Raw genomic sequence first — 14308 nt, 5'->3', positions numbered from 1 at the left:
ATTGAGATGGCAAGACTGAACTTTGGCTACTTGCAACGCGGGTCTTTCAAGGTGGACTTGAAGGGGCGTTTTTTTGGTGAGCCTAACTTATTAAAGCGATTGCAGGCAGATGCGTTGTTCAAGGCCTTGGATGTACGTGAGGGAATGCAGGCACTCGACGTCGGATGTGGTTCAGGATATCTTACGGTTGAACTCGCGCGTGAGGGCGCTAATGCCGTAGGGGTCGACGTTAACCCATTCGTCAATACTATTCGGATCCCGTCGAGTTTGAGAGGGCGGCTAAAGTACCAACAAGCTAGCGGTGCTTCTCTACCTTTTGAAGACGGAAAGTTTGACGTTGTTCTTGCGTCAGAGGTTTTGCCTATGCTACCTGAGCCAGAGCCTTTTGTTAGAGAAATTAGACGTGTGATTAAGCCGGGGGGCAGGCTTGTTGTCGCCAACGGTGTAGGACCTATTCCGATTCGTCGTGCATATGAGATGAACGACCCACGGCTGGCGAAGCTTCGTCATAGATATTCCGATCGTTTCCCTTCTAGCTACGCCGATTACGCATTAGCATTTCAGCGTTCGGCGGGTACTTCACGCAATGATTTCCTCGGCGTGGATGATATGACAGCGCTTTTATCCGACTATGGCTTTGCAATAGGTAGTATCAGCCATTCTCCGGGGCGGCGAGCGGGTGATTGGTTCGCTTGGAGGCAGTTCCATCACTTCCTGGCAACAGGGAAAATCGTTTTGCAACTCCCGTTCCTACCCGCCTTCGTCTATCTTTCGATGTTGTCCCGAGGTGATACCGAAGGTTACGAGGGCATGCCTATTATTGTTGCTCATGCTATCTGAATACATCCGAAGATGGCAGTTGAATCGTGCCTTCGACAAGCGCAGGGTAGTCAGTTGCGCACCTTATTCACTGTCTTTGTACCATTCCGTTATAAAACAGGTGAAGCGCCAAGGTTTGCCGATAGAACGGCTCGATGTGTCCGACGCAGTCGGCAAGACTTCGCGCGTTTTCTTTAGGCACGATATTGATTATGCGGGCTGCGTCACTGGCGCTGCTGCAATGTTAGAACTTAATCTAAATGAGAACATCCCTATCGCGGTTTTTTTGCGTGTTGACGGCGAAGCATACGCTCCTGAGGATGCCGCTGCCCTGGTAGAAACCTATCGAGCTAAGGGAGTCCTTTTTGGTCTGCACACGTCCTGCTACGTTTATGAGGACTATTTGGGGGCGCTGGAGAGAGAGCGGTTAGCGTTCTTAAAAGCATACGGTTTTGAGCCAAAGACATTTACAGTACACGGTTTAGGCGAGCTACATCTGGCCCGCCGCTTGGCGTTTACTTCATATGCTGCAAAGAATCTCAAAGCACTCGGCTTTGATTACAGTGATTGCACTGCCGATCTGCGTCCGTATCATCGGGTCTTTCAGGACTGTGATCGCGACCCGCTTACCGGCGAGCGTGCGGTTTTCAGCGATATGACGAAGTTGCCGCCTTTGCTTCGTAGGGGCTGTAATTACTTAATTCTCACGCACCCAACTTATTGGGTGGCTTGACCTCCCGCTCAAGGTGTAACGCTCCCTTTTTAAATCAGGAATGCAATATGCCATTCGATCAAGAAAAACTCCGAGATACTTACAGACGTTTAGCTGAAACGTCGGCCAAACTGTCTGAAATGTCTGAATATTTCATAGAAATGACTAAGCTTTTCGAGGAGCAGGAGTTGTGGCGAGACTACGTCGATGTGATGAGGCTTGCTCCATCGGTTGCAGGCAGTGTGGTGGTCGACATTGGTTGCAAATTTGGCCATGCTTTGCCTCTATTTCACTCGATGGGTGCAACGAGTTGTATTGGTGTCGATGTTGATGATGGTTATTTAAGTGCAGGTAATGCGGCATTCGCAGCAATAGAATTTCCAGCAGGGCTTGTAAAGTCTGATGATGGATACTTGCCGATTGAGTCCGAGTCAGTTGACTTTGTGTTGGTGAATGAGGTTATCAGCCACGTAAATCCAATCTATCTAGATACTTTGTATTCTGAGATCTCTAGAGTCTTGAAGGTCGGCGGACATATTTTGATAGCGGATGGAAATAATCGCGCTAATACAAGTTGCGTTACTGACTTACGTAAACTGTTTGTGTCTTGGGAGCGGGGGCCGAAGGGGGTGAATACCGGACGAGATGTAGTCAGCGAGCCATTCCGTGATCGCCGTAGAGACATCATCGCAAAGCTGTGTCCTCAGCTTTCGGTCACGGATCTCGAATACCTTGCGGATAATACGTCAGGTCTTTTTGGTGATCGTCTAGCTATCGAGGTGGGTAAGTATTTGCGTAAGGATGGGTGGGTAGCCCGTCCCTATCGTCCCGGACTTTGTCCTACTAATCCGGGGCCGGGTGGTGTTGTAATGGAGCGAGCCTTCCATCCGATGCAAGTGGAACTAGCGCTCGCAGAGTTCGGCATTGATGCTCGTCAAGTGCACCCAAGGGCGAAGATAAGCAAGAAATCTTTTCGCGGCTATTTGGGGCCTCTGCTTTATAACTTGAAACTAGCGGTGAGAGAGCGGTTTGCGCCTCGTACACTGCGTGGGCGTACATGGGCCTTCTATATTCTTGGTAAGAAAGTTAACACACTTCCTTTTGAATGGTGTAGATGACTACAGTGTGCTTTGCCACGCCTGGGGTTTATCCCATGCTTAATGGTATAGGGTCCTATGGAGGCTCCGAGTTGAGAGCGTGGCGACTGGCTCGAGATTTAGCTGGCCGTTCCATATGTAGGGTCAGTATGTTGGCCTTTGATTACGGTCAATCTCAGGTTCTAGCAAGGGACGGCATTGAATTTATACGAGATTCGTCCAATGTATACGCACGAGGGGTTCTTGCTAAGCTGCGTTGGTGGGCTCACACGTTTGCCTATCGCGAAACGCTATCAGGCACTCCGTTATTGCACGAACAGGAGTATGCCATCTGGGATGCGGCAAGCGCTGATGTATACATTGCTTTTGGTGCCACCGGTTACTCTGCTCGGCTGGCGCGCTGGTGCCAGATTCGACGACGGCGTTTTGTGTTGATGCATGGCAGTGATATGGATCTTGATCCTATCGAGATCGATGCGGCTTATGTGTATGCTTTTCCAGGTCTTTCGGTCGCTCAAACGAAATATCAAGCTAGGGAGTTGGGAAATAGATTTGGCCGGGAGTCCATGGTATTGCCCAATCCCGTAGATATTCCAGAGAGAGCACCCTGTTCGGCTCCGCGCGAATTTGCGTTGTGGGTAGGGAAGTCCGACCGGGTCAAATGTCCGGATCGGATGCTGGGATTGGCTCATTTGTGTTCCAATGTTCCTATTCTCATGATTATGAACCGTGCGAACCCTGAGATTTTCGATGCGATTAAGGCTGATGCCCCTAAGAATGTCACGTTTATTGACGCGGTACCGCCGGACGCTATGCATTCGTATTATCGGCGTGCGTTTGCCTTTGTGAGTACTTCAAAGATCGAGGGGTTTGCTAATAGCTTTCTCGAGGCCGGTGCGTGCGGGACGCCAATCTTGTCTTTGGACGTAGATCCAGAGGGCATGCTGTCGCATCATGGGGCTGGGCTGCTCACGCTGGGCCGGCTTGATGTCGCTGCAACAGCGCTGAACGAGTGGTACTCGGTGCGTGATTGGATTCCAGGCTCAAAAGGCCGCAATCTAGGTGAAAATGCCTTTCGCTATGTGGTTGCCCATCATGCTCAGGTAAATATATTTGATCGTTTCGCGGCTATCGTGAAGGCCGAGTTGGACAGGGCGTACTGAGTATGTGTGGTTTCGCCGGAATTGCAAATTTTCATCCTGAAATGGAGGGGCGCCGCGCTTTGTGTGCGATGACTGCTGCTCTAACGCATCGTGGGCCTGATGGTGAGGGAATGCAATGGCACGGTGACGTTGGTCTTGGGCATCGACGTCTCGCAATAGTTGGGTTGGCTGAGGGCAAGCAGCCCGTTCAGCATGAGGCAAGCGGGGTTGTCCTCGTGTTCAACGGCGAAATATACAATTATATTGAGTTGGCGAAAGAGCTCGGCGTTGATCAGCCAGGCATGTCTGACACGGACGTACTGTTACACGCTTATTGCAAATGGGGCATGGGTATGTTGCCTCGGCTTTTCGGGATGTTTTCTTTTGCTATTCACGACCCCAGAGAAAACTGCATTTATATCGCGCGTGACCGGCTTGGAATTAAGCCGTTATATTATTATGCCAATGGTAAGCGTCTGATTTTTTCCTCTGAGTTGGGAGCCTTGATGTGCTCCGGGCTTGTGCCCGGCACTCCTGCGGTTGAGGCGATGGCTGCTTATCTCAACCTTGGTTATGTCCCGACCCCAGGCTCGATCTACCGGGACGTAGTTAAACTGCCGCCCGCAACGACCCTAAAGTTTGAGCTTTCTAGTGGGAAATTGTCGCAGGAGAGATATTGGCACCTGAGGCCTCAAACGCGATGTATCGGGGAGTCAGAGGCGACCGAGGAGCTACGGTCGCTTCTTGGCACTGTTGTCTCACAACATCTGCGCTCTGACGTCGCTTATGGTGCTTTTCTGAGTGGGGGTATCGACTCGACATTGATTGTCGATCAAATGACGTCTGTGCTGGGGCGGTCGGTCCAAACATTTACGATGGGCTTCCTTGGGGATGATTATTCTGATCTTCCCTATGCGGCGCAGGCAGCAGCAACACTCGGTACACGTCACGAGGCTGAGGTGATGTCTGCGCAGATATCGCCCGAGCTCCTTGGGTCGCTAGCCAGCGCATTCGGTGAGCCTTTTGCCGACTCTTCGTTCATTCCAACTTATCTAGTCTCCAAAGTGGCGGCTTCGCGTGTGAAGATGGTTTTGTCCGGGGACGGCGGTGATGAGCTGTTCGGAGGGTACCATAGCTACAAAGGTGTGGTTGACAGAATGCATGATAGGTGGCGTCTTCCCGCGCTGAGACTAGCTGGGCGGCTGATTGGCGGTGAGCGAGGCCGTGCGTATATGAGGATGGGTGCTCGTTGGAACGAGTGGCACCATCTCGAGCGAGCCCTGATGAGTAAGGATCTTGCCGCAGAATTAATTTCAAATGCTCAGTTTGAGGGCTTCGCAGAGGACGCTTTGGATCAGCCTTTGGAGATGGATCCTTTGTTGCGCTGCCAACAGCACGATCTAGATCACTATTTGTTGGACGATATTCTGACAAAGGTCGATCGAATGAGTATGGCTCATGGTCTTGAGGTCCGAGTGCCCCTACTAGATCATCGCTTGGTAGAGTTCGCTTTCAACTTGCCTCTACCCTTGCGTGTAAAGAAAACACCCTCTGGGCTTGTGACCAAAGTGCTACTGAAAAATCTTTTGCGGCCCAAGTTTTCACATGATTTCATTCATCGGCGCAAGATGGGGTTTGGTATCCCTCTTGCGGAGTCCTTTAACGGCTCTCTGAAGAAATTGGTGGGAGATTTGCTGTTAGGTGATCATGGAGAGATGACGCATTACGTAAATGGAGATGCGGTGAGGCGTTTGGTGGTGGAATACTATGCTGGTAATAATGCCGTGTGGACTAGCCTATGGACGGTATTGTGCTTAAGGCTCTGGTTCGAAAGTAAACCTGTAGGATGCCAGTCGCATAGCCATGAAATAGGCAATTGTTTTGACTGAAGGTTATCTTAAGAATTGGCTGGGACGAGGGCTTTATGCCGTCTCCATGATGGTGGTTGGCCCACTGAATTGTTTGCTCGCCATACTGTTAAGGTGGCGTCGCGTCCCTACCTCCGTGTTGCACGTGTCTTACATGGTACATGTGCCGTGGCATACGGCGCGGGTGCTCCGCCGCCACGGTTGGAAAGCGGATTATCTTGCAGTCGGCGAGAGCCCATATTGGAGCCAGTGTGATTATCTGATGCCGAAAACTAATCCCTTAACCGCCGCGTGGCGTGAGTTCTGGGTGTTTTGGACGGTGATGGCGCGGTATGAGGTAGTGCATTTTCATTTTATGCTGACAATGACCCGGTCGGGATGGGAGGTCCCCCTTCTTAAGCGCATGGGGCGTCGTGTAGTAGCTCATTTTCGAGGGTGCGAGGCACGTGATCGCGATTTAAATATGCGTCTGCACCCGCGTCTGAACATTTGTGAACAGTGTGACTATCAACCCCCTATTTGTACCAATCCGCTGAGTCAGCGTCGCCGAGGGTTGGCAGCTAAGTGGGCCGATGCAACTTTGGTAACGACCCCCGATATGCTCGATTTTATCCCAGGTGCTGTTGTGTCGTCTTTTTTTGCGCCTGTCGAGGTGTTCCCCAATAACTCTGGGCCTTGGGATGGTCAGCGACCACTCAAATTGGTGCATGTCACCAATCATCCCGGCATTGAAGGTACTAAGCAAATTCGTCTTGCTGTAGACGCAGTGCGTGCCCGCGGTTTCGAGATACAGTTTATTCATTTGCGGGATGTCAATCATGCAGAGGTAATGAGGACTCTTCGCGAGGCAGACCTTGCTATTGGTAAAATGAAAATGGGTTTTTATGCGAACTCTCAAATTGAGAGTATGGCATGTGGTGTTCCAACAATTACGTGGGTTCGCCCGGAATTTATGACTGAAAAGTTGCATAATTCGGGGTTTATTATTTGCCATCTTGATAACCTGGAGCAAACACTAGTCGCTTACATGTCGGATCCCGGTGCTTTACAAAAAAAACGTGAGCTCGCCAGAACGTCGATCCTCAATTTACATGATGAGGACACTGTGATTCGCTCCTTCATTCAAGCCTATACTAAATCTAACTGAATATCATTTTTTTTGTGGGGTAGTGTGATGACAGGGAACACCTCCCGTAGTTTTCGTGACAAATGGGAAAAGAATACCGATGCTTTTTATGCTGAAACTCTTCGCGAGGGTTCTGATACCCAGCGGTGGATTCTCGAGCGTAATGGCTTTGACAGCAGTGAACATTTTGCAGAACATCTGCAGGGCCGTAAACGTATTCTTGATGCTGGGTGTGGAAACGGACGAGTGACCGCATTGTTGAGGACTTTGGCTCCCAAATCAGCCGAGGTCGTGGGCATCGACCTTGTTGCGGCCGACGTTGCTCGAGAGAACTTTAAAGGTGTAGAGCGGGTTCATTTCGAGACGCGTGATCTTGTCGAGGACTTAACTGGGCTCGGTTCTTTTGACTTCATTTATTGCCAGGAAGTTCTTCATCACACAGCAGATCCTGCCCAGTCTTTTCGCAACTTATGTAATCTCCTTCTTCCCGATGGCGAGCTTGCTATTTATGTTTACAAAAAAAAGGCCCCTGCGAGAGAGTTTGTCGATGACTATATTCGCGATCAGATCGCCGCTATGCCTTATGAAGAGGCTATGGCGCACTCGGCCCAAATTACCGAGTTTGGTCGTACTTTGGCGGCTGCCGGACTGAAAGTCACAGTTCCTAAGGTCGACTTGCTTGGTATTGAAGCCGGAGAGTACGACGTGCAGCGTCTGCTTTATCACTTTTTCGCTAAGTGTTATTGGAATCCCGACGTTTCCTACGACGAGAATGTGTTGGTTAATTATGACTGGTACCACCCGCAAGTCGCGACTCGACACACTCTTGAAGAGGTGGAAGCGTGGTTTACCTCCGCGGGGCTGAAGATTGAGCATCGGTGCGTAGATTTCTACGGTATTACAGTGCGTGGTAGGAATGTCGCTTTATAGCGCTTGACATTGTAGGAGATGGCATATTGATCTCAGGAAAGAGGATTTTGGTTACCGGCGCAAATGGTTTGCTGGGGCGGCGTGTGGTTGCATTACTATCGCAGACGAATGACGTCTTTGCTGTGGTGCATGAGATGCCGACCGAGCCCATTGCTGGCGTGCGTTATTTTCCCATTGATTTAGCTAAGCCTTGGGGGGTTGAGCTGTTGCCGGCGCGGGTAGATGCCATTATTCACCTGGCTCAATCGGCGCATTTCAGAGATGTGCCTTCTCGTGCTTTGGAGGTTTTTCAAGTCAATATTGCCTCGACGGCGCAGCTTTTAGACTATGCTTGGCGCACGGGAACCGAGCGTTTCGTATACGCTTCGTCTGGTGGAATATACAGCGGTGGAGTACAGACGTTTTATGAAACGTCTCCAGTCACTCAGCCTGATACGTTGGGTTACTATTTGGGTAGCAAAGTTAGCTGCGAGGCGCTTGCGTCAAGCTATGCCCGTTTTTTAAAAGTTATGGTTCTGCGATTCTTTTTCATCTATGGGCGAGGGCAGAACCGCACTATGTTGATTCCGCGCTTAATAGACAATATACGGGGCGGGCGTTCGATTACTATTCAAGGCGAGATGGGGCTGAGACTGAATCCAATTCATGTTAGTGATGCAGCGGCAACTGTACTCGCCGCACTCTCTAGCGAGAATAGTGGCATATATAACGTGGCCGGGCCTGAAATTTTATCTTTGCGCGAATTGTGCAATGAGATAGGAGCGCTGGTCGGTAAGTCAGCCATTTACGACGTGATGCCTGGAACTCCTTCGGATGTTGTCGGTGATATATCCATGATGAGTGCTCATCTGCATGTGCCCTCCGTTGCGCCAAGGACTGGCTTGAGAGAACTAATCTAATGTACTTGTGTGCGTTGCATTTGATTTCGGGTTTGCACGGGTAATGAGTACCAAATTTCGCAAGTATCGAGTCGTGCATCTACCAACTTCGGTTGGAGGAAATCCTCAGGGTCTTAGCGCTCATTTGGAAAAATTAGGGATTGAGAGTGAAGCTTGGATCTTTCAGCAGAACGTATTTAACTATTCATGCGATCGTGTGATTTGGAGCGAGCGTGACGGGCTGTGGCGGCGTGAAGTTAAGCGGTTGCTCGCGATAATTCAGACGGCTTGGACGTTTCAAGTTATTCATTTCAATTATGGTACTGGCTGGGCGACGCCAGTACCGATGTTTCGCTCGTCTGACCGGGGCGTCAAGACAAAGTTGAAACGCTTTATAGCTGGGGCATACTTCACTATTTTAGCCAGTGCCGAGCTGAGTTTATATCGAGCTTTTGGGCGCCAGATGTTTGTTCACTATCAAGGTGATGATGCGCGTCAGGGGGGCTTTTGCTTAGAGAATTTTGAGCATTCTGTCGCGCAATATGTCGAACCTGGCTATTACTCGCCTGAGTCCGATGAGCTTAAGCGTAGGGCGATCAGTCGCATGGAGAAGTACTGCAATAGGCTATACGCTGTGAATCCAGATTTGATGTATGTGCTCGGGCGCAAGGCAAGGTTTATTCCCTATTGCCACATTTCCCTCGAAGAGTGGAAGCCCTGTTTTTCGGCTGTAGGCAGTCGGCCTTTGCGGATTGGCCATGCACCGAGCCATCGTGGGGTCAAAGGAACAGACATTATCCTCAAAGTCTTAGATGAGCTGGCCGCAGAGGGACATGAGTTTGAGCTGGTATTGGTTGAGGGGCTCTCGAATTCCGAGGCGCGTCGCAGGTACGAGGACGTGGATGTCATGATCGATCAACTGCATGCAGGCTGGTATGGTGGCCTTGCTGTGGAGCTCATGGCAATGGGTAAGCCTGTCATGGTTTATATCCGTGAAGAAGACCTTCAGTTCTTACCTGTAGAGATGCAGGTTGATATTCCTGTAATAAGGGTAACCGAGGAATCGCTCAAGTCCGACGTCCAGAGGGTGCTAGCGATGAAACCAGAAGAAATCATAGAAATTGGAAGGCGCAGCCGTCGGTATGTGGAGAAGTGGCATGATCCAGCGCGAATTGCCGAGGATATAAAGCGAGACTACGACCTTGCTTTGAGGCTAGGCACTGGGCGCTGATGCCCATTGGATGAAGGTACATACCTATGTGCGGAATATTGGGTGGAGTGTGGCGCAAGGATGCGCCTGACGCGTTTAAACTGGATAGCGGAATTAGTGCTTTACGATTTCGTGGGCCCAACGATAGTGGGGTTGAGCGTTTCCAATGGGGCGGGGCTCATGTGCTGCTGGGCCACACAAGACTGTCGATAATTGATTTGACGGTTGGCGGGCACCAGCCCATGCATGGGGCTAACGGGCGCTATGTTGTTGTATTTAACGGCGAGATATACAACTATAAAGAGTTGCGCGAAGAGCTAAAAGCGCTGGGTTGCCAATTCATCTCCGACTCAGACACCGAAGTCCTGTTAGCAGCGTGGATGGTCTGGGGTAAAGGCTGTTTGCCTCGCTTGATGGGCATGTTTGCATTTGTCGTCTTCGATAAGGAATCGTCTACGCTCACTTGTGTTCGCGATGCTTTTGGCATAAAGCCATTCTTTTATACCGAAGATAGCGGAAATTTCCTGTTTGCCTCTGAGGCACCAGCGCTGATGGCGCTTAAATCGTCCAAACCACAGTTGAATTGGCAACGAGGCTACGATTATCTTGTGCACGGCGATTATGACAGCAGGCCTGAGACTTTTTTCGAAGGGGTCTTGCATTTACCGCCTGGGCATATGCTGGTGGTCGACCTTGCCGCCAGCTCGGTTGGTGAAATTAAGCGTTGGTGGACGCCAAGTATTCAACAGCGGAACGATTTAAGCTTTGAGGACGCCGCGGAGCTTGTCAGGGAAAATTTTTTACACAGTATTCGATTGCATCTGCGCAGCGACGTGCCTCTGGGTGCAGCGCTTTCCGGTGGCGTCGACTCTTCGGCCGTAGTTTGCGCCATGCGGCACGTTGCCCCCGATCATCCCATTCATACGTTTAGCTATATTGCTGCGGGTAGTGATCTGAACGAAGAAAATTGGGCCGATCTTGTGAATAGGCATGTTGGCGCCATTTCGCACAAAGTGATCGTGACGCCCGAAGAGCTGGCTAGTGATTTGGATGACATGATTTCTGCACAAGGAGAGCCTTTTGGGAGTACGAGCATTTACGCGCAATACCGCGTTTATAAGCTTGCAAAAGACAGCGGGATTACCGTAACGCTTGATGGGCAAGGCGCGGATGAAATGTTGGCGGGCTATAACGGTTATCCGGGGCCGCGCTTCCGCAGTTTGTTAGAAACTGGGCAGTGGGTTCGCGCTTGGCGGTTCTTGAATGCGTGGGCTAAGTGGCCTGGCCGTAGTCGGGCTATGGGTTTGAAAATGCTCGCAGCGGAAATAACAGATGGAGCTTTGTACCAGGCGTTGCGGCGCTTTAGCGGCCGAAAAGCTGTGCCCGAGTGGGTGCGAGAAGACGTGCTGCTGCACGGGGATGTTAGCTTGCGTCACCCTAGGTTGCGGCCTAATTTCGACTTGCGTGGCCGTCGTGTGGTGGCTGAACTTGCGCACTCCCTGACCGAGCGAGGTTTGTCTAGCCTTCTGAGGCACGGCGACAGGAACTCCATGCGTTTTTCGATCGAAAGTCGTGTGCCGTTCTTGACGCATGAGCAGGCAGAGTTGCTGCTATCCTTGCCCGAACACTATCTGATTTCATTAGGTGGCGAAACAAAGTCGGTTTTCCGCGCCGCAATGCGTGGCATCGTTCCGGATGAAATTCTTGATCGCAAGGACAAAGTTGGTTTCCAGACACCCGAGCAGTTATGGTTGACCTCTATGTCGGGAACTGTGCGCGAGTGGCTGCGTGCTGATATCGGCCTTCCCTTTCTCGACCAGGCTGCGATATTACGTGAGTTCGACGAAATCATTGGCGGACGCAAGGCGTTCTCCTGGCAGGTATGGCGTTGGATTAATTTTATTCGCTGGCATCAGCACTTTTTGACTTGAAAGTACGGGCGGGATATTGAAGAAAGTCCTGATTATTTCGTTTTCTGTAATTCAGAGCGATCCGCGCGTTATGCGTCAAGTTCGACAACTGGAGTTCGGCTGCGACTTGACTGTGGCTGGCTTTGGGCCAAAGCCTAGTGGAAGGATGCGATTCATCGAACTCCCAAAGCCGCGAGCCAGCGTTGCCCAGAAATTTTGGTGGGTAGTTAAGTTGTTCGCTGGGGCCTTCGAGAGTTATTACTGGGGGCAGCCGAGAGTTGCGCTTGCGTTTAGGGTGTTACGTGACCTTGAAACTCATATTGTCATTGCGAACGATCTTTTAGCTTTGCCTCTGGCCCTGAAACTGGCTAAAGGAAGGCCGGTTGTTTATGACGCGCATGAGTACTCGCCGGGGGAGTATGAGGAGCAATACCTGTGGCGGTTTTTATTTAGTCGCTACAACGATGCTCTTTGCCGTGAGTATCTGCCCAGGGCGGCCTCTATGATGACGGTGTGTCAAGGTATTGCTGATGAGTACGCAAAGAAGTACGGTGTTAAGCCTCTCGTTGTTCACAACGCGCCGATTGATCAGTGCCTTTTACCTACACCTGTGCAAAGTCCGATACGTATGATTCATCATGGTATAGCCAGCCATGTTCGTCATTTGGAAGTAATGATCGATATGATGGCTTATCTCGACGATCGCTTTACTTTGGACTTGATGCTGGTTGAAGTTGAGGCGAGCTACATGACGCTTTTGAGGCAAAAGGCAAAGCGTGACGCGCGTATAAGATTCGTGGAGCCGGTACCTATGTCTGAGATATGTCAGCGTATTAACGAATATGATGTGGGTGTTTTTCTCCTGCCCCCGGTAAACTTCAACTACCGATTTGCGTTGCCGAATAAGTTTTTTGAGTTTGTCCAGGCTCGCTTGGCGGTCGCAATTGGGCCGTCGCCGGAGATGGCTGCCCTGGTGAAGCGCTATGGTTTTGGGGTCGTGGCCGACTCATTCGAGCCACAAGCTTTGGCCGTTGCACTAGCTGCGCTAAATACGGAAAAAGTTAGGGCGTTAAAAGAGGCGTCACATCGGGCTGCTCAGTTGTTATCCTTTGAGCAATTTGGACAAATCATTGAGTCCGAAATTACGCGCCTGTCTGCGGCTGAGAAATAAATGCAGGTAGCTCACTTGACTTCTGCGCATCCCAGAGATGACGTGCGGATATTCCTCAAAGAATGTCGAAGCCTATCCCGGTCGGGGTATGCGGTAACTTTGATTGTTGCCGACGGTTTAGGTAATGACACGCGTGATGGCGTTGATATTCTTGACGTGGGGCGTCCTGCCGGAAGACTCGACAGAATGCTGAGTACTACACGTCGGGTGCTACGCCAAGCGATTGATTTGGATGCCGATGTTTACCACGTTCATGACCCCGAGTTGCTAACCATATGCCTTGCGTTGAAAAGGCGAGGGAAAAGGGTTGTTTTTGACGCGCATGAAGATGTACCTAAACAGATTTTAGGTAAGCATTATTTGCAGCCCATGTTACGTAGGGCCATCGCATGGGTCTTTGCGTGTTATGAGCGATATGTTTGTGGTCGGCTCGACGGAGTGATTGCTGCTACCCCCACCATACGCCAAAAATTTCTTTCTATTAATGCAAACTCTCAAGATATTAACAACTATCCTCTTATCGGCGAGCTGAACGTAGAGACCGAGGCGGGGCAGCGCGCTAACGAAGTTTGTTATGTGGGCGGCATCGCCGCTATCCGTGGTGTACGCGAAATGATAAGGGCGCTTGAGTTGGCTCAGCCAGACATTCACCTGAATTTGGTCGGTGCATTCGTCGAGTCAGATGTTGAAAAGGAAGTTCAAGGCTACCCGGGCTGGCAACGGGTGAATGCTTTTGGGGTTTTGGGTAGAGAGGGTGTGCGTAATGTAATGGCCCGATCTTTTGCTGGGTTGGTGACCCTGCATCCGACTCCAAATTACATAGAGTCGCTTCCGATTAAAATGTTCGAGTACATGTCGGCTGGGATTCCGGTGATCGCGTCCGACTTTCCGCTATGGCGAGACATCATAGAGGGAAGCGAGTGCGGCGTTTGCGTTGACCCTCTCGACCCCAGGCAAATCGCTCGCGTAATAGATGAGCTTGCGCGTGACCCAAGTAGGTCGCAAAAAATGGGGGAAAACGGCCGAAAAACAGTAATGGAGCGATACAACTGGGCGATCGAAGAGGGAAAGTTGCGAGCTTATTATGCCCAGCTTGCAACAATGAAAAAGTAGGCGTTCGACCAAATAATTATGAAGAGCAGAGATGCGCTAATACTTCAAAAATGCAGATAAATACTTGCCTATTACCCCGATCCCATCCTACCCGGAAGAGCGATGAATCTTCGTAGCCACAAGAAGCCATTTATTACCCTAATGGGCGCTGGGGCTTTAAGTCAGTTGATTCTGTTACTTATTTCCCCGGTGCTAAGGAAGGTCTGAAGAACTCGATTTCAAACATCCAAAAATCGACCTCATGACCAAAGTATTCAAAAATGGTTAAAAACTGCTCAAATCATCGCCACTTTCGGGTTGTTTGCACCCCGATCAGGCCCGTTTTCGGGCCT

General features: G+C 50.5%; 12 protein-coding genes. All 12 read left to right on the top strand.

Annotated elements, in window-relative coordinates:
• Positions 1 to 6: 6 nt before the first annotated feature.
• The 12 genes from CHR62_RS14400 to CHR62_RS14345 all read left to right on the top strand — a co-directional run bounded on the left by CHR62_RS14400 (position 7) and on the right by CHR62_RS14345 (position 13976).
• Positions 7 to 840 carry a class I SAM-dependent methyltransferase gene (locus CHR62_RS14400; RefSeq protein WP_123661385.1) on the top strand — a complete coding sequence of 278 codons (834 nt, stop codon included), beginning with the start codon at positions 7 to 9 and terminating at the stop codon, positions 838 to 840.
• A 19-nt stretch (positions 841 to 859) separates the two neighbouring features.
• Complete coding sequence (locus CHR62_RS14395; RefSeq protein ID WP_123661384.1) at positions 860 to 1552, top strand: hypothetical protein; 693 nt, start codon at positions 860 to 862, stop codon at positions 1550 to 1552.
• A 47-nt stretch (positions 1553 to 1599) separates the two neighbouring features.
• Positions 1600 to 2649 carry a class I SAM-dependent methyltransferase gene (locus CHR62_RS14390; RefSeq protein WP_123661383.1) on the top strand — a complete coding sequence of 350 codons (1050 nt, stop codon included), beginning with the start codon at positions 1600 to 1602 and terminating at the stop codon, positions 2647 to 2649.
• A gap of 128 nt (positions 2650 to 2777) precedes the next feature.
• Positions 2778 to 3791, top strand: coding sequence for a glycosyltransferase family 4 protein (locus CHR62_RS14385; RefSeq protein WP_158609135.1), 1014 nt, complete (start codon positions 2778 to 2780; stop codon positions 3789 to 3791).
• Positions 3792 to 3793: 2 nt separating this feature from the next.
• Positions 3794 to 5659, top strand: a complete 1866-nt coding sequence (asnB, locus tag CHR62_RS14380) for an asparagine synthase (glutamine-hydrolyzing) (RefSeq protein ID WP_123661381.1) — start codon at positions 3794 to 3796, stop codon at positions 5657 to 5659.
• Complete coding sequence (locus CHR62_RS14375; RefSeq protein WP_123661380.1) at positions 5652 to 6785, top strand: hypothetical protein; 1134 nt, start codon at positions 5652 to 5654, stop codon at positions 6783 to 6785. Before asnB (CHR62_RS14380) ends, CHR62_RS14375 begins: the two co-directional genes overlap by 8 nt.
• Positions 6786 to 6812: 27 nt before the next feature.
• The gene (locus tag CHR62_RS14370) at positions 6813 to 7694 is read left to right on the top strand and encodes a bifunctional 2-polyprenyl-6-hydroxyphenol methylase/3-demethylubiquinol 3-O-methyltransferase UbiG (RefSeq protein ID WP_123661379.1); all 882 of its coding nucleotides are present in this window, start codon (positions 6813 to 6815) and stop codon (positions 7692 to 7694) included.
• 26 nt (positions 7695 to 7720) lie between these two features.
• Positions 7721 to 8593: an NAD(P)-dependent oxidoreductase gene (locus tag CHR62_RS14365; protein ID WP_158609134.1), complete on the top strand. Its 873-nt coding sequence runs from the start codon at positions 7721 to 7723 to the stop codon at positions 8591 to 8593.
• A gap of 43 nt (positions 8594 to 8636) precedes the next feature.
• Positions 8637 to 9803, top strand: coding sequence for a glycosyltransferase (locus CHR62_RS14360; RefSeq protein WP_123661377.1), 1167 nt, complete (start codon positions 8637 to 8639; stop codon positions 9801 to 9803).
• Between the two features lie 26 nt (positions 9804 to 9829).
• The gene (gene asnB / locus CHR62_RS14355; RefSeq protein ID WP_123661376.1) at positions 9830 to 11713 is read left to right on the top strand and encodes an asparagine synthase (glutamine-hydrolyzing); all 1884 of its coding nucleotides are present in this window, start codon (positions 9830 to 9832) and stop codon (positions 11711 to 11713) included.
• A gap of 16 nt (positions 11714 to 11729) precedes the next feature.
• Positions 11730 to 12863, top strand: coding sequence for a glycosyltransferase (locus CHR62_RS14350; protein WP_123661375.1), 1134 nt, complete (start codon positions 11730 to 11732; stop codon positions 12861 to 12863).
• Complete coding sequence (locus CHR62_RS14345; RefSeq protein ID WP_123661374.1) at positions 12864 to 13976, top strand: glycosyltransferase family 4 protein; 1113 nt, start codon at positions 12864 to 12866, stop codon at positions 13974 to 13976.
• The last annotated feature ends 332 nt before the right edge of the window (positions 13977 to 14308 follow it).

Origin of the sequence: Pusillimonas sp. NJUB218 (assembly GCF_003788685.1) — a bacterium.
Classification (GTDB): Bacteria; Pseudomonadota; Gammaproteobacteria; order Burkholderiales; family Burkholderiaceae_B; genus Neopusillimonas.
This window is presented reverse-complemented; position numbering and strand designations above follow the sequence as displayed.

Coding starts and splice junctions, on each gene's coding strand:
- CHR62_RS14345 (WP_123661374.1), top strand. CDS start 12,864: ATGCAGGTAGCTCACTTGACTTCTGCGCATCCCAGAGATGACGTGCGG.
- CHR62_RS14360 (WP_123661377.1), top strand. CDS start 8,637: ATGAGTACCAAATTTCGCAAGTATCGAGTCGTGCATCTACCAACTTCG.
- asnB (WP_123661376.1), top strand. CDS start 9,830: ATGTGCGGAATATTGGGTGGAGTGTGGCGCAAGGATGCGCCTGACGCG.
- CHR62_RS14370 (WP_123661379.1), top strand. CDS start 6,813: ATGACAGGGAACACCTCCCGTAGTTTTCGTGACAAATGGGAAAAGAAT.
- CHR62_RS14390 (WP_123661383.1), top strand. CDS start 1,600: ATGCCATTCGATCAAGAAAAACTCCGAGATACTTACAGACGTTTAGCT.
- asnB (WP_123661381.1), top strand. CDS start 3,794: ATGTGTGGTTTCGCCGGAATTGCAAATTTTCATCCTGAAATGGAGGGG.
- CHR62_RS14400 (WP_123661385.1), top strand. CDS start 7: ATGGCAAGACTGAACTTTGGCTACTTGCAACGCGGGTCTTTCAAGGTG.
- CHR62_RS14385 (WP_158609135.1), top strand. CDS start 2,778: ATGTTGGCCTTTGATTACGGTCAATCTCAGGTTCTAGCAAGGGACGGC.